Origin of the sequence: Gordonia sp. (in: high G+C Gram-positive bacteria) (genome assembly GCF_047602025.1) — a bacterium.
Taxonomy (GTDB): domain Bacteria; phylum Actinomycetota; class Actinomycetes; order Mycobacteriales; family Mycobacteriaceae; genus Gordonia.
On the sequence record NZ_JASGII010000001.1, the window covers coordinates 2,243,752 to 2,257,578 of the forward strand.

The following is a 13,827-nucleotide window of genomic DNA, read 5'->3' on the forward strand; positions in this document are numbered from 1 at the left end:
GTCGACGGTAGTTGTCGGGCGCAACGCTGCAAACTCTAACAGTTGTGGCTGCTCGGCAGCCGTCGGCGCGGTGCGGTGCACCGCGCCGACGGGTGCGTCAGAGTTCGGTGGTGCTGCCGCCGGCGGCAGCGATCTTCTCCTTGGCCACGGCCGAGAACTTGTTGGCGGTGATGTCGAGCTTCACCGACAGGTCGCCGTTGCCGAGGACCTTGACCAACTGGTTCTTGCGCACCGCGCCCTTGGCGACGAGTTCCTCGACGCCGACCTTGCCGCCCTTGGGGAACAGCTCGGCGAGATCGCCGACGTTGACGACCTGGTACTCGACCCGGTTGCGGTTGGTGAAGCCCTTGAGCTTCGGCAGCCGCATGTGGATCGGCATCTGGCCGCCCTCGAAGCCGGCGGGCACGTTCTTACGGGCCTTGGTGCCCTTCGTGCCGCGACCGGCGGTCTTGCCCTTCGAGCCCTCACCGCGACCCACGCGGGTCTTGGCCGGCTTCGAGCCCGGTGCGGGCCGAAGGTGGTGGAGTTTGATGGTCATGTCTAAACCTCTTCGACGGTCACGAGGTGCCGGACCACGTTGATCAGGCCCCGCGTCTGCGGGTTGTCCTCGCGGGTGACGGTCTTGCGGATGCCCTTGAGGCCAAGGGTGCGCAGGCTGTCACGCTGGTTGCTCTTGGTGCCGATGGTGCTCTTGATCTGGGTGATCTTCAGCTGCTTGGCCATGATCAGGCCTCCTTCGCACTGGCCGACGCGGCGGCGGCAGCAGCGGCGCGGGCGCGCAGCATGCCGGCCGGAGCCACGTCCTCGACGGGCAGCCCGCGGCGGGCGGCGACCTCTTCGGGGCGCTGCAGCAGCTTCAGGGCCGCCACGGTGGCGTGCACGACGTTGATGGCGTTGTCCGAGCCGAGGCTCTTGGCCAGCACGTCGGACACACCGGCGCACTCGAGCACGGCGCGAACCGCGCCACCGGCGATCACACCGGTACCCGGGCTGGCCGGGCGGAGGAGCACGACGCCGGCCGCGGCCTCGCCCTGCACCGGGTGGGTGATCGTCCCGCCGATCATCGGAACGCGGAAGAAGTTCTTGCGAGCCTCTTCGACGCCCTTCTGGATCGCGGCCGGGACTTCCTTGGCCTTGCCGTAACCGACACCGACCATGCCCTGGCCGTCGCCGACCACCACGAGGGCGGTGAAGCTGAACCGGCGGCCGCCCTTGACGACCTTGGAGACGCGGTTGATGGTGACGACGCGCTCGAGGTGGTTGCGCTCCTCGCGGTCGCGACCTCCGCCACGGTTGTCGCGACGGTCGCCGCGGCCTCCGCGACGGTCGCCGCCGCGCTCGTTGCTGTTGTTGCTGTTGTTGGCGGCGGGACCGTTCCCGCCGTCACGCTGACGTCCGGGCATCAGAGGGTCCCTCCGTTGTTCAGGCAAATGGTGTAGGTGGTCATCAGAACTTCAGGCCTCCCTCGCGGGCGGCGTCGGCGAGTGCCGCGATCCGACCGTGGTAGCCGTGGCCACCGTGGTCGAAGACGACGGTCTCGACGCCGGCCTTCTTGGCGCGACCGGCGATCAGCTCGCCGACCTTCGCCGCCTGGGCCTTCTTGTCGCCGCCGGCCGAACGCACGTCGGCCTCGATCGACGACGCGGCGGCCAGCGTGTTGCCGGCCAGGTCGTCGATGAGCTGCACGTGCACGTGGCGGCTGCTGCGCTTGACCACCAGCCGCGGACGCTCGGGGGTGCCGGCGACCTTCTTGCGGAGGCGGAAGTGGCGGCGGTTGGTGGCCTTGCGACGACGCGTCGAGGCGTCGGTGCCGACCGGCTTGCGCTTGGTTGCTGTATCACTCATGGCTTACTTACCCGTCTTTCCGACCTTGCGACGGACCTGCTCGCCCTCGAAGCGGATGCCCTTGCCCTTGTACGGGTCCGGGCGCCGCAGGCGGCGGATGTTCGCCGAGATCTGGCCGACCTTCTGCTTGTCAATGCCCGACACCGAGAACTTCGTCGGCGACTCCACCGCGAAGGTGATGCCCTCGGGCGCCTCGATGGGCACCGGGTGGCTGTAGCCGAGCGCGAACTCGAGGTCGCGGCCCTTGGCCTGCACGCGGTAACCGACGCCGAAGATCTCCAGCGTGCGCGTGTAGCCCTCGGTGACGCCGACGACCAGGTTGTTGATCAGGCTGCGCGACAGGCCGTGCAGGGCACGGTTGCGGCGCTCGTCGTTGGGGCGGGTGACGACGATCTGGCCGTCTTCCACCTCAGCCTTGATGGGCTCGGAGATCGTGACCTCCAGCTCGCCCTTGGGTCCCTTGACCTTGACGTTCTGACCGTCGATGGTGACGTCGACGCCGGCCGGGATGGCGATGGGGCTCTTACCGATACGTGACATGGTCGCCCCCTACCAGACGTAAGCGAGGACTTCGCCGCCCACGCCCTGGTTGGCTGCCTGGCGGTCGGTGAGCAGGCCGGACGACGTGGAGATGATCGCCACGCCGAGGCCACCCAGCACCTTGGGCAGGTTGTTGGACTTCGCGTACACCCGCAGGCCCGGCTTCGAGACGCGACGGAGGCCAGCGATGCTGCGCTCCCGGCTCGGGCCGTACTTGAGGTTCACGACGAGCTTCTTGCCGACCTCGGCGTCCTCGACGCGGTAGTCGGTGATGTAGCCCTCTTTCTTGAGGATCTCGGCGATGTTGGCCTTGATCTTCGACGACGGGAGGGTCACCTCGTCGTGGTACGCCGAGTTGGCGTTGCGCAGACGCGTCAAGAAGTCTGCGATGGGGTCAGTCATGGTCATGGGTGACCGTCAACCTTTCTCGTAGCGGTTCCCATGCAGCGGTCAGCGCTGGAAATCCAGCTCAGACCGGTGGGCCTTCCACGAAGTGGAGTTGTGCTTAGGTTCTTCCCTGCTGGTGCCGTTGGCTTTTCGCCGGCACGAGCGGGGTATGAAGTTGTGGCTCCCGGGAGCACAGTTCACCCCGGGCAACCGTTTCAGTGTAGGGAATCACCAGCCCAGACCCAAATCGGGTCGTCGAGATCGCCCCGCCCCGTTTCGCCGATTCCGCATGGATCGATGCGGCTATGCCGAAACCGTGCGGGATCAGTTCGTCAGCCGGTCGGCGAGCGAGTCCAGGACGAGGTCAAGGCCGTACCGGTACTCGTCGCCGTACTGGTAGCCGCCGGCCATGATCGCGGCCCCCAATTCCCCCAGATGCGGATAGTCGTCCATGGGGAGCGCGTCGGTGAACTCCTCGACGAAGTCGTCGGCGCTCTCGCCGAACGGGAGGTTCAGCTCGGTCAGCACGAAGCCGTAGACATAGGAGTCGATGGCCGAGAAGGCGTGGGAGGCCAGTTCGACGGAGAATCCGTTGCGGCGCAGACAGCCGAGCACCGCGTCGTGGTGGCGCAGCAGCGCCGGGCCGGGGGTGCGCCGGGACTCGATGAGGCCCAGCGCCCAGGGGTGGGCGGCGAGCACCACGCGCGCCGAGTCGGCGCGGCGCACCATCCCCTCGCGCCACCCGTCGTCGGGGGCGGGCAGCTCGACGCGGGTGAAGATCCAGTCGACCATGGCGTCGAGCAGCGCACTCTTGTCTTTGACGTGGTGGTAGAGCGACATCGCCTCGACGCCGAGCTCTCGTCCGACGTTGCGCATGCTGACCTGGGCCAGGCCGCCCGCGTCGGCGACCGCGACGGCGGCGTCGACGATCTTTCCCCGGGTCAAGCGAGCACGGGTCACAGATCACTCCTCCACCGGACAGTTGCGGTCTTACGGATGTAAGGTTAACATTCCAACCACAGACTTACAGGCGTAAGGAGAACGCAATGCGTGCCGCAGTCGTATCGGCCTACGGGCCGCCCGAGGTCGTCTCGATCCTGGATCGGCCGATCCCGACACCGACCTCGCAGCAGGTCGTCGTCCGGGTGAGCGCCGCCGCCGTCACCTCGGGCGACGCACGGATCCGCGGGGCCAACTTCCCCGACGGCTTCGCGATCCCGTCCCGTCTCGCGTTCGGTCTGCGCGGGCCGCGCAAGCCGGTGCTGGGCGGCGTCTTCTCCGGCGTCGTCACCGAGGTGGGCGGCAAGGTCGACGGGTTTGCCGTCGGCGACGAGGTGTGCGGGATGACCGGCATCGCCATGGGCACCCACGCCGAGTACGTCGCGGTGCCGGCGAAGAAACTCGCCCGCAAACCGGCGGCGGTGAGCCACGAGGATGCCGCCGGTCTCCTGTTCGGCGGCGCCGCGGCGCTGAGCTTTCTGCGCGCCGCGGGCACCGGATCGGGCTCGACGGTCCTCGTCAACGGCGCGTCGGGCGCGATCGGCACCATCGCGGTGCAGCTCGCCAAGAACCTCGGCGCGACGGTCACGGGCGTGACCAGCGGCGCCAACGCGGAACTGGTTCGCGACCTCGGCGCCGACGAGGTCGTCGACTACACCACCACCGATATCCGCAACACGGCAAAGCGCTATGACGTCGTCCTGGAAACCGTCGGCAATCTGGACGGCGCGGCGGCGGCCGAGTTGCTGACCGACGACGGCACCGCCGTCCTCGCGGTGGCGACCCTGCGCGACAACGTGATCCCCCGCAAACACGTCAAGGCCGGCGTCGCACCCGAGCGCCCCGAGGACTTCGACGAACTCCTGCGCCTGGTCGCCGACGGGAAGCTGCGCGTCGTCCTCGACCGGGTCACCGACCTCGACGACATCGTCGCTGCCCACCGTCGCGTCGACTCCGGGCGCAAGGTGGGGAACATCGTCATCCGCTGCTGAGCGCCGAGTAGCGTTGGGGCATGGCTAAGAAGCGCTGGAGCGACCTGTCCCCCACCGCCAAGGGCATCATCGTCGGCGTCGCGGCCGTCGATGCCGGGCTGCGCGCGTGGGCGCTGCGCGACCTGAGCAGTCGCGACAAGACCGAGGTGAACGGACCGAAGCCGCTCTGGTCCACCGGCCTCGGGATCGTCAACTCGGCCGGCCTGCTGCCGCTGTTCTACCTCCTGCGCGGCCGACGACCGCGCGCCGTCGAGGGCTGACGTGCCCGCCCGCCCGCTCGCCGTCGTCGCAATCGCCGCCGCCGTCGCCCTCTCCCTCGTCGGCTGCACCCGCACTCAGCCGGCCGCCCCGCAGACGGTCACCACGACGATCACCGAGCAACCGCACCGCGACACACCCGCCGCCACGCCGACCCCGGGCACGACGGCCGGCCGGGCCGTCGACCCGTCGGCATACGCCGAGCGCGGCGGCTTCTACTTCCTGTCCCCGTCGGGACAATGGAAATGCGGCATCCTGCCCGGCGACGGCACCGCGAACGCGGGCTGCCACGGCCCGTTCCCCGCCGACGTCCCGACTGTCCCCGGGTCGGGTGCGCCGGACACCATGGTCCGCCCCAATTCGGTCGTCGTCGGGTCGGGACCGGGCATGGCGCGGTTCCTCTCGATCGGCGACCCGCGCTACTACCCGGGGCCGCACACCCGCGTGCTGCCCTACGGCCTGGTGCTCCGCGTCGGCGAGCTGCAGTGCTCGATCGACGAAGCCAAGGGCGTCACCTGTGACAACACCGCCAGCCACCACGGGTTCACCGTCTCCACCACCGCCGTCGACCTGCGATGAAAGGCCCCCGATGACCACCACCGCCGACCTGCGCTCCGGCATCAGCTCCATCGCCGCCCACGAACTCTTCGATTCCCTGCCACCGGTGACCGTGGACGAGATGATCGGCCGGTGGCACGGGTCCGAGGTGCCCACCGGGCATCCGATGGATGGTCTGCTGGCCCTGTCGGGCTGGTACGGCAAGGAATTCATCGACGCCGACCACGTACATCCGCTGCTGTTCGGCACGCCCGGCAAGTTCTACGCGGTGAACCCCAAGCTCATTCCGATGCGCACACTCAACCGGGCGGGCGCGGCGTTTCCGCGGGTCATGCCGCCGGGCGGGCGGTCGGCCTTCCGGGCCCTGCGCACGCGCAAGCCGCGCGCCCGGCTCCGCACCCTCGACTTCCGCGGCGCCACCAGCGCGGCGATGGTCTACGACGACATCCCGGTGATCGACCACTTCCGTCGCCTCGACGAGAACACCGTCCTCGGCGCGATGGACCAGCGCGGTTCGGAACAGACCTACTACTTCCTGCTCGAACGGGACTGACGCGTCAACCCGCCGTGATGAGCGGGGTGTAGCCGACCGCCTGGTGCTCGTCGGCGAGGAGCACCCACGGCCGCACCCCCTCGGGTTCGACGTCGACGCGGTCCAGCAGGTACTCGTAGAGGTGGACGATCGGCGCCTCGTTGGCGTAGCGCGCGCTGCCGGAGACGCGGAAGGCGAGGTCGGCGAGATCGATCCGGCCCGCTCCGGTGACTTCGAGTCGGTAGCGGTCGTACCCGACGTCGGCGGAGCCCCGGCGGCTGTCGCTGATCGTCGCGGCCTCGCCCAGCGTCCGCTCGTGACGGCTCGCGGCCCGTGCGGTGAAGGTCGAACCGGCCACCGTCGACCACCCGTGCGCGGTCGGCTTGAGCAATCGCGCCGCGACCTCGTCACCGGCGATGCTCGACGCGACGGTCACGCCGAATCCGCCCAGCACGACGGGGTTGGCGAACTCGACCTCGATGAGCCGGCCATCGGCGTCGTCGACGTCGCGCACGGTCAACGGCGCATCGATCGGGATCGTGTCGAGGACCAGGTTGTTGGTCAGTCGCCACAATGCCGCCTGCGTGGCCGCGATGGCCTGGTGCTCGCGCAGGTTCGCCGCGCCCAGCGGGTAGCCCGCCGCGCGCAGCCGATCGCTGAGCTCGGCCAGTCCGACGACCGGATACGACTGCGCCAGCACCGCCGTGATCGCCGACGAACGGAATCGGGCGGCGTAGGCGCCGGTCACCTGATCCCACGAGTGCGGCCGATACGTGGTCGGACTGTCGGTCACGCGCCCGTCGAAGTCGAGTGAGTAGGCGCCGACGTTCGGGTTGAGCCGGACCAGGTCGGTGCGCGCATCCGTGCCGTCGGCAAAGCGGATCCGGGCGACGCTCGTCGAGTAGGTGCCGCCCCGATAGCGGGTCAGGCGCGCGAAGGGTGCCGCGGGAGCCGGCGGGGCGACGGAGTGGACGGGGGCGGCGCGGTGGAGCGCGACCGCAAACGCGGTGTCAGGCATGGGGGATCTTCCGGAGAGTTTCGATGGCGTGGCGAAGCGCAAGCTGACCGATCGGTCAGCTACAGCGGCGGCCGGGGGCGACGGCGACGTCGCACATTCGCATCGAACGGGGAAGGTTCACGCCGGTCACCGTATCGCGCCGACGCCCCGGAACCCCAGCGCCCGAGCGGGTTCGGATCGTCGTGACTCCAACCCCGCTTGGATGGGGGCGGCGCCGCGGGTCCGCCCTACAGTCGAGCCACCTATGACTGGAGGAGTCTGATGACCAACCCGCAGAACGAGTCCCAGGCGCTTGGCGATCTCGCCGCACGGCAGCTCGCCAATGCGACGAAGACCAATGCGCAGCTGCCCACCATCACGCCGCGCTGGCTGTTGGACCTGCTGCAGTGGGTTCCGGTGGAGGCCGGGATCTACCGCGTCAACCGCGTGGTCAACCCCGACGAGGTGTCGGTGCACGTCGCGCAGGGCGAGTCCGATCTCGACGGCGATCTGCCGCAGACGTTCGTCGACTACGAGACGCACCCGCGCGAGTTCACCCTCCGCCCGATCTCGACCGTGCTCGACATCCAGACCCGGGTCTCCGACCTCTATTCGAGCCCGCACAACCAGGTCGCCGAGCAACTTCGCCTGACCATCGAGACGATCAAGGAGCACCAGGAGTCGGCGCTGATCAACAACCCCGAGTACGGGTTGCTGGCACAGGCCGTGCCCGAGCAGCGCGTGGCGACGCTGACCGGTCCGCCCACCCCGGACGACCTGGACGGCCTGATCACCAAGGTGTGGAAGTCGCCCGGCTTCTTCCTGACGCACCCGCTGGGCGTCGCGGCGTTCGGCCGCGAGGCGACGCGTCGGGGTGTGCCGCCGGCGACGGTCAGCCTGTTCGGTGCCCAGTTCCTGACGTGGCGGGGCATCCCGATCATCCCGTCGGACAAGGTGCCGGTGACCAAGTCGAAGACCAAGTTCATCCTCGTGCGCACCGGCGTCGAGCGGCAGGGCGTCGTCGGCCTGTTCCAGCCCGAGCTCGAGGGCGAAGGGCAGACGCCCGGGTTGTCGGTGCGATTCTCCGGCATCGACCGGGCCGGCGTCGCGTCCTACCTGGTGAGCCTGTACACCTCGCTCGCCGCGCTGACCGATGACGCCCTCGCGGTGCTCGACGACGTCGCGGTGGACAACTTCCATGACTACTCCTGACGCGCCGGCCGCACCCGGCGGTGCGCTCGGCTCGTTCACGACGACCCCGGAGTTCTACTTCACCGCCGACGACTCCGCCCCGTTCTACTTCGTCGACGACACCCCCGCCGCGTCGTCGGACGAGCCGCCGGTCGAGCCGAGTGCGCCGGAGCTCCCGGCGGTCACCACCACCGGCGACCGCGCGCTCGACGTGGCGTCGGTGCGCGGCGACTTCCCGATCCTGTCCGAGCAGGTCAACGGGCGACCGCTGATCTGGTTCGACAACGCCGCGACGACGCAGAAGCCGCGGGCGGTGATCGACCGGATCTCGCGTTTTTATGAACACGAGAACTCGAACATCCACCGGGCGGCGCACGAGTTGGCCGCCCGCGCGACAGATGCGTACGAGGACGCCCGCGAGACCACCCGGCACTTCCTGAACGCGCCGCGGGTCGAGGACATCATCTTTGTGCGCGGCACCACCGAGGCGATCAACCTCGTCGCGCAGTCGTGGGGCGGCAAGCACCTGGGTGAGGGCGACGAGATCGTCATCACCCACCTCGAGCACCACGCGAACATCGTGCCGTGGCAGCAGATCGGCCGGCAGACCGGCGCGGTCATCCGGGTCGCCCCCGTCGACGACCGCGGAAACCTCCTGCTCGACGAACTCGAGCGCCTGGTCGGCCCGCGCACGAAGATCATCGCGGCCACCCAGGTCTCCAACGCGCTCGGCACGGTCACGCCGGCCAAGCAGATCGTCGAGATCGGCCACCGCTACGGGGCGCGCGTACTCATCGACGGCGCGCAATCGATCCCGCACATGCCGATCGACGTCGTCGACCTCGGCGCCGACTTCTTCGTCTTCTCCGGCCACAAGATCGTCGGGCCAACGGGCATCGGCGTGCTCTACGGCACCGAGGATGCCCTCGCCGACACCCCGCCGTGGCAGGGCGGCGGCAACATGATCGCCGACGTCACCCTCGAGCGCGCGCTGTACCAGGGGCCGCCGAACAAGTTCGAGGCCGGCACCGGCAATATCGCCGACGCCGTCGGACTCGGCACCGCCCTGCGCTATGTCGCCGATCTGGGCATCGAGCGGATCGCCGCCTACGAACACCAGCTGCTCGACTACGCGACGCCGCGGCTCGCGGCCATTCCCGGTGTGCGGCTCATCGGTACCGCCGACCACAAGGCCAGCGTGCTGAGCTTCGTCCTCGACGGGCACGAACCGCTCGAGATCGGCAAGGCGCTCAACGCCGAGGGCATCGCCGTGCGCGCCGGACACCACTGCGCGCAGCCGATCCTGCGGCGGATGGGCGTCGAGCAGACCGTGCGGCCGTCCTTCGCGTTCTACAACACGACCGATGAGATCGACGTGTTCATCGACGTCGTCGACCGGCTGGCGCGCGGGCGGGTCTAGCCGTCGAGCGCGCGCAGCAACGCCCGCGTGCGGTTGCGCACCGCCTCGTCGCGGTCGAAGACGATGCCGACGAACTCGTCGACGCCGGCATCGACCAGCTCGCCGACCCGAGCGGTGACCGCCGCCTCGTCGCCGACGATGGCGGCGTCGACGGGAGTGTCATAGCCCTCGCGGTCGAGCATCGCCCGGTACGACGGCAGCCCGTTGTAGACGGCGAACTGCTTGGCCGCGGACTCCTTCGACGGTTCGGGGTCGTCGGTGACGGCGACGGGCAGGAACGCCACGGTCCGCACGTCGGAGGCGGCGCGCCCGGCAGACTCGGCGGCGGCACGCAGGCTCGGCACGATGTGGTCGCGCAGGGTCTTGGGCCCGGTCATCCAGGTGACGGTGCCGGCGGTGCGCCGGCCCGCGAGCTTCAACATCTGCGGGCCCAGCGCGGCGAGGTAGACCGGCGGTCCGGGGACCTCGGTCAGGCTCATGTCGCCGCGGGTCGTCGTGAACTCGCCGGCGGCGTCGACCATCTTGTCGTTCAGAAGCGGCAGCAGGCCGTCGAGGTATTCCGACATGCGCCGCACGCCGCGGTCGTACGGGATGCCCCACATGCCCTCGGTCACGACCCGGTGGGTCAGCCCGACGCCGAGCGTCAATCGGCCGTCGGTGACGGCGTTGACGGTGAGCGCCCGCTGCGCGAGATTCATCGGGTGCTGGGTCTGGATGGGCAGCACGCCGGTGGCGAATTCGATGCGCGGCACCTCGCGCCCGGCGAGGGCGAGAACGGTCAGCGCGTCGGGGTCGCGCGGCATCTGCGTCGACCACACGCGACGGAAGCCCTCGGCGTCGTAGGTCCGCAGCGCCGCGATGTAGTCGTCGAGGTGCACGGTCTTCCGGCCGTCGACCGTGTGCATGATGCTGATCTCCACGATTCCAACGTAGCCCACCGGCGCCGGTGCTCGAGTGCCAAAAAGCACGACGACCCCGCCTCCTATCGGAGGCGGGGTCGTCGTTCGTTCTATCGGCCCGGCGGCAGCCGGACCGTCAGCTCACCAGCTGGACTTCTGCACGCCCGGCAGCTCGCCGGCGTGCGCCATCTCGCGCAGGCAAACCCGGCACAGGCCGAACTTGCGGTACACCGAGTGCGGGCGACCGCACTTGTTGCAGCGCGTGTAGGCGCGCACGGCGAACTTGGGCTTCTTGTTGGCCTTGTTGACCAGAGCCTTCTTTGCCATTGGATTCCCTACCGTCAGTTCTTCGCGTTGTTGTCTTTGAACGGGAAGCCGAGCGCCTTGAGCAGCGCGCGACCCTCGTCGTCGTTGGTGGCCGTGGTCACGACGGTGATGTCCATGCCGCGCGGCCGATCGATCGAGTCGATGTTGATCTCGTGGAACATCGACTGCTCGTTGAGCCCGAAGGTGTAGTTGCCGTTGCCGTCGAACTGGCGGTCGGAAAGACCGCGGAAGTCGCGGATACGCGGGAGGGCGATCGACACGAGGCGGTCGAGGAACTCCCACATGCGGTCGCCGCGCAGCGTGACGCGGGCGCCGATCGGCATGCCTTCGCGCAGCTTGAACTGTGCGATGGACTTGCGGGCCCGACGAACCTCGGGCTTCTGGCCGGTGATCAGCTCGAGGTCGCTGATCGCGCCGTTGATGAGCTTCGAGTCGCGGGCGGCGTCGCCGACGCCCATGTTCACGACGACCTTGACCACGCCGGGGATCTGCATGACGTTGTCGTAGCCGAACTCCTTGTTGAGGGAGTCCTTGATCTCTTCGCGGTAGCGGAGCTTGAGCCGCGGCTGGACCTTCTCAGAGGTGGTCATCTCAGATGTCCTTCCCGTTCTTGCGGGAGATCCGGACGCGCTTGCCGGTCTTCTCATCGGTGCGGTACCCCACGCGAGTCGGGGTGCCGTCGGAGTCCACGACCATCACGTTCGACACGTGGATGGGGGCCTCCTGGGTAACGATGCCCCCGGAGGAGGCGCCGCGCTCGTCGGCCGAGGCGGCGGTGTGCTTCTTGATGCGGTTGACGCCTTCGACGAGGACCCGCTGCTGCTTCGGGTAGGCCTGGATGACCTTCCCCTTGGCGCCCTTGTCCTTGCCCGAGACGACGATCACGGTGTCGCCCTTGTGCACCTTCATGTCAGAGCACCTCCGGAGCCAGCGAAACGATCTTCATGAAGCGCTTGTCGCGCAGCTCGCGGCCGACCGGGCCGAAGATGCGGGTACCGCGCGGGTCGTTGTTGTCACCCTTGAGGATGACGGCAGCGTTCTCGTCGAAACGGATGTAGCTGCCATCCGGGCGCCGGCGCTCCTTGACGGTGCGCACGATGACCGCCTTGACGATCTCGCCCTTCTTGATGTTGCCGCCGGGGATGGCGTCCTTGACGGTGGCGACGATGACGTCGCCGATCCCCGCGTATCGCCGCGACGAGCCGCCCAGCACGCGGATGCACAAGACTTCCTTGGCACCGGTGTTATCGGCGACGCGCACGCGAGATTCCTGCTGAATCACTCGTGTCTCCTTGACCTGGATTTTCTTGCCCGCCGGATTTCCGACCCGACGCGCACGGCCTGTTGCCCATCGCACACGCGCCTGCCTGGGGTTTTCCGGTTTCCCGGACGACTCCAGTGGGTTCGCATGCCGACTTGCGACGCTCGCGCGCCGCAGGCAACCGCTTCAGTCTAGGGGAAACCGCAGGTCGCGGCCAAATCGAGCCGACGTCAGCCGACGGCGACGAGATCGTCGACGGCACCGTCGACGTCGCGGCTCAGCCACGCCAGCACTTCGGCGACCGATTCCGCCTGCGCGCCGGGCTGGAGCCCGCGCAGGGACTCGGGCATGAGGCTCATCAACGCGGCGACCAGACCCGCGGCCTCCGAGAGGTCCTCGGCCGAGACCGCGCGGTCGTAGTCGACGAGCCGCTGCCGCAGCACGCCGTGGGTGACGACCTCGCCGTTCCAGCGCACAGCGGTGAGCTGCGGCATGGCGCGGCCGCGGTCGTCGATGTGTGCGATGAGGTTGTCCATGGGTCCATTGTTGCCAATGTGACCAATGGTGCATATGTGACGAGCGGTTTCGCCGCCCTTCCGTGACGGAACCGAGACGGCGGTCAGCGCAGTGCGCGGCTGAGCTGGGGCCAGGAGGCCTTGAGCTCGCGCTGCCAGTAGCCCCAGGAGTGGGTGCCGGCCGGGCGCACGACGAAGGTCGCCGGGATGCCGAGCGAGCGCAGCTTCTGGTCCATCTGCTGGGTGCACGCGTTCATCGCGGCCTCGATGGGGCCGCCGAGGACGATGCGGTCGGCAAAGTCGCCCTGCAGGTTCTTCGGGTTGTCGATCGCCTCGTCCTGGCCGGGCAGACCGGTCATCGATGACAGGTAGATGGAGAGGCCGCGCAGCTTCGCCGCATTGATGTACGGGTCGTGGCGGATCCAGTCCGGCCCGCCGAGGGGGCCCCACATGTTGGTGACCTTGCCGCCGCCGCGGCCCTCGACGACCTGCTTGATGTACTCCTGGCCGAGCGGGTCGCTGGTGCGGGCGCATCCGCTGTATGCCGCGACCGCGCGGTACAGGCCGCGGCGCACGATGGCCAGGTTGAGCACCGACGTCCCGGCCATCGAGATGCCCGCGGTGGCGTTCTTGCCGGTGGTGCCGAGCTTCGCGTCGATCAGCGGCGGCAGCTCGCGGGTCAGGAAGGTCTCCCACATGGGCTTACCCATCTTGGGATCGCGGCGCAACCAGTCGGTGTAGTACGACAGCTGGCCCTTCAGCGGCGTCACGACGTTGACGTGCTTGGTGGAGAAGAACTTCGCGTAGTCGGTCTTGTCCGCCCAATTGCCCTCGCCCTCGCCGCCGGCGGCGCCGTTGAGCAGGTACAGGGTCGGCGCAGCCTTGGCACGGTTCTTCGGGCGCAGCACGTCGAGCGGGATGTTCATCCCCATCGCGGGCGAGAACACCGTGATGACCTCGCGCTGCGGTCCCTTCGCCTGCACGCTGACGATGCGCGCGGCGGGTGCGGCCGACACCGGTGCGACACCGGCCGCGAGCCCGGCGACGAGCGCGCCACCCAGCACTGCTCCGACTCGACGCTGCGAGTTCTTCATGTATTTCCCCTC

General features: G+C 68.9%; 20 protein-coding genes and 1 pseudogene. 6 read left to right on the forward strand and 15 right to left on the reverse strand.

The features are described from left to right. Positions 1–97: 97 nt before the first annotated feature. The 7 genes from rplO to QM728_RS11300 form a co-directional block, all read right to left on the reverse strand. Complete coding sequence (gene rplO, locus QM728_RS11270) at positions 98–538, reverse strand: 50S ribosomal protein L15 (RefSeq protein WP_415032101.1); 441 nt, start codon at positions 536–538, stop codon at positions 98–100. A gap of 2 nt (positions 539–540) precedes the next feature. Beyond that, entirely contained in the window at positions 541–723 is a 183-nt protein-coding gene (gene rpmD / locus QM728_RS11275; RefSeq protein ID WP_415032102.1) for a 50S ribosomal protein L30, read from the reverse strand. A 2-nt stretch (positions 724–725) separates the two neighbouring features. Continuing rightward, positions 726–1,403, reverse strand: a complete 678-nt coding sequence (rpsE, locus tag QM728_RS11280) for a 30S ribosomal protein S5 (protein WP_415032103.1) — start codon at positions 1,401–1,403, stop codon at positions 726–728. Between the two features lie 43 nt (positions 1,404–1,446). Continuing rightward, positions 1,447–1,845: a 50S ribosomal protein L18 gene (gene rplR, locus QM728_RS11285; protein WP_415032104.1), complete on the reverse strand. Its 399-nt coding sequence runs from the start codon at positions 1,843–1,845 to the stop codon at positions 1,447–1,449. 3 nt (positions 1,846–1,848) lie between these two features. Continuing rightward, positions 1,849–2,385: a 50S ribosomal protein L6 gene (rplF, locus tag QM728_RS11290; protein ID WP_415032105.1), complete on the reverse strand. Its 537-nt coding sequence runs from the start codon at positions 2,383–2,385 to the stop codon at positions 1,849–1,851. Positions 2,386–2,394: 9 nt separating this feature from the next. Further along, a complete protein-coding gene (gene rpsH, locus QM728_RS11295; protein ID WP_415032106.1) occupies positions 2,395–2,793 on the reverse strand; it encodes a 30S ribosomal protein S8 in 399 nt (132 codons plus the stop codon). Positions 2,794–3,096: 303 nt separating this feature from the next. After that, entirely contained in the window at positions 3,097–3,732 is a 636-nt protein-coding gene (locus tag QM728_RS11300) for a TetR/AcrR family transcriptional regulator C-terminal domain-containing protein (RefSeq protein ID WP_415032107.1), read from the reverse strand. Positions 3,733–3,818: 86 nt separating this feature from the next. Here QM728_RS11300 and QM728_RS11305 point away from each other — a divergent pair, with 86 nt between their 5' ends. The 4 genes from QM728_RS11305 to QM728_RS11320 are packed head-to-tail and all read left to right on the forward strand — an operon-like array spanning position 3,819 to position 6,132. Then, positions 3,819–4,763, forward strand: a complete 945-nt coding sequence (locus QM728_RS11305) for an NAD(P)-dependent alcohol dehydrogenase (RefSeq protein WP_415032108.1) — start codon at positions 3,819–3,821, stop codon at positions 4,761–4,763. A 20-nt stretch (positions 4,764–4,783) separates the two neighbouring features. Beyond that, the gene (locus QM728_RS11310) at positions 4,784–5,023 is read left to right on the forward strand and encodes a hypothetical protein (RefSeq protein WP_415032109.1); all 240 of its coding nucleotides are present in this window, start codon (positions 4,784–4,786) and stop codon (positions 5,021–5,023) included. Between the two features lies 1 nt (position 5,024). Further along, the gene (locus QM728_RS11315) at positions 5,025–5,600 is read left to right on the forward strand and encodes a hypothetical protein (RefSeq protein WP_415032110.1); all 576 of its coding nucleotides are present in this window, start codon (positions 5,025–5,027) and stop codon (positions 5,598–5,600) included. Positions 5,601–5,610: 10 nt separating this feature from the next. Continuing rightward, positions 5,611–6,132, forward strand: coding sequence for a DUF4334 domain-containing protein (locus tag QM728_RS11320; protein ID WP_415032111.1), 522 nt, complete (start codon positions 5,611–5,613; stop codon positions 6,130–6,132). 4 nt (positions 6,133–6,136) lie between these two features. Here the strand turns inward: QM728_RS11320 and QM728_RS11325 are convergent, their stop codons facing one another. Next, positions 6,137–7,129, reverse strand: a complete 993-nt coding sequence (locus QM728_RS11325) for a TQXA domain-containing protein (protein ID WP_415032112.1) — start codon at positions 7,127–7,129, stop codon at positions 6,137–6,139. A gap of 261 nt (positions 7,130–7,390) precedes the next feature. Between QM728_RS11325 and QM728_RS11330 the strand changes: the two genes are divergently transcribed. Beyond that, entirely contained in the window at positions 7,391–8,320 is a 930-nt protein-coding gene (locus QM728_RS11330) for a family 2A encapsulin nanocompartment shell protein (RefSeq protein ID WP_415032113.1), read from the forward strand. 64 nt (positions 8,321–8,384) lie between these two features. Further along, positions 8,385–9,719, forward strand: a pseudogene (locus QM728_RS11335) (family 2A encapsulin nanocompartment cargo protein cysteine desulfurase); the annotation flags it as partial. On the opposite strand, the gene QM728_RS11340 reads toward QM728_RS11335, so the two are convergent. The 7 genes from QM728_RS11340 to QM728_RS11370 form a co-directional block, all read right to left on the reverse strand. Continuing rightward, on the reverse strand, positions 9,716–10,639 hold the full coding sequence (locus QM728_RS11340; RefSeq protein WP_415032114.1) for a TIGR03564 family F420-dependent LLM class oxidoreductase: 924 nt from the start codon (positions 10,637–10,639) through the stop codon (positions 9,716–9,718). The pseudogene QM728_RS11335 and the gene QM728_RS11340 overlap by 4 nt on opposite strands. A 120-nt stretch (positions 10,640–10,759) precedes the next feature. Continuing rightward, on the reverse strand, positions 10,760–10,945 hold the full coding sequence (locus tag QM728_RS11345; protein WP_007319192.1) for a type Z 30S ribosomal protein S14: 186 nt from the start codon (positions 10,943–10,945) through the stop codon (positions 10,760–10,762). Positions 10,946–10,959: 14 nt separating this feature from the next. Then, positions 10,960–11,535 carry a 50S ribosomal protein L5 gene (rplE, locus tag QM728_RS11350; protein ID WP_415032115.1) on the reverse strand — a complete coding sequence of 192 codons (576 nt, stop codon included), beginning with the start codon at positions 11,533–11,535 and terminating at the stop codon, positions 10,960–10,962. 1 nt (position 11,536) lies between these two features. After that, entirely contained in the window at positions 11,537–11,854 is a 318-nt protein-coding gene (gene rplX / locus QM728_RS11355; protein ID WP_415032116.1) for a 50S ribosomal protein L24, read from the reverse strand. Position 11,855: 1 nt separating this feature from the next. Beyond that, positions 11,856–12,227, reverse strand: coding sequence for a 50S ribosomal protein L14 (gene rplN, locus QM728_RS11360; RefSeq protein ID WP_415032117.1), 372 nt, complete (start codon positions 12,225–12,227; stop codon positions 11,856–11,858). A 209-nt stretch (positions 12,228–12,436) separates the two neighbouring features. Then, the gene (locus QM728_RS11365) at positions 12,437–12,742 is read right to left on the reverse strand and encodes a hypothetical protein (protein WP_415032118.1); all 306 of its coding nucleotides are present in this window, start codon (positions 12,740–12,742) and stop codon (positions 12,437–12,439) included. An 83-nt stretch (positions 12,743–12,825) separates the two neighbouring features. Further along, positions 12,826–13,815 carry an alpha/beta hydrolase gene (locus QM728_RS11370; RefSeq protein ID WP_415032119.1) on the reverse strand — a complete coding sequence of 330 codons (990 nt, stop codon included), beginning with the start codon at positions 13,813–13,815 and terminating at the stop codon, positions 12,826–12,828. Between the last annotated feature and the right edge of the window lie 12 nt (positions 13,816–13,827).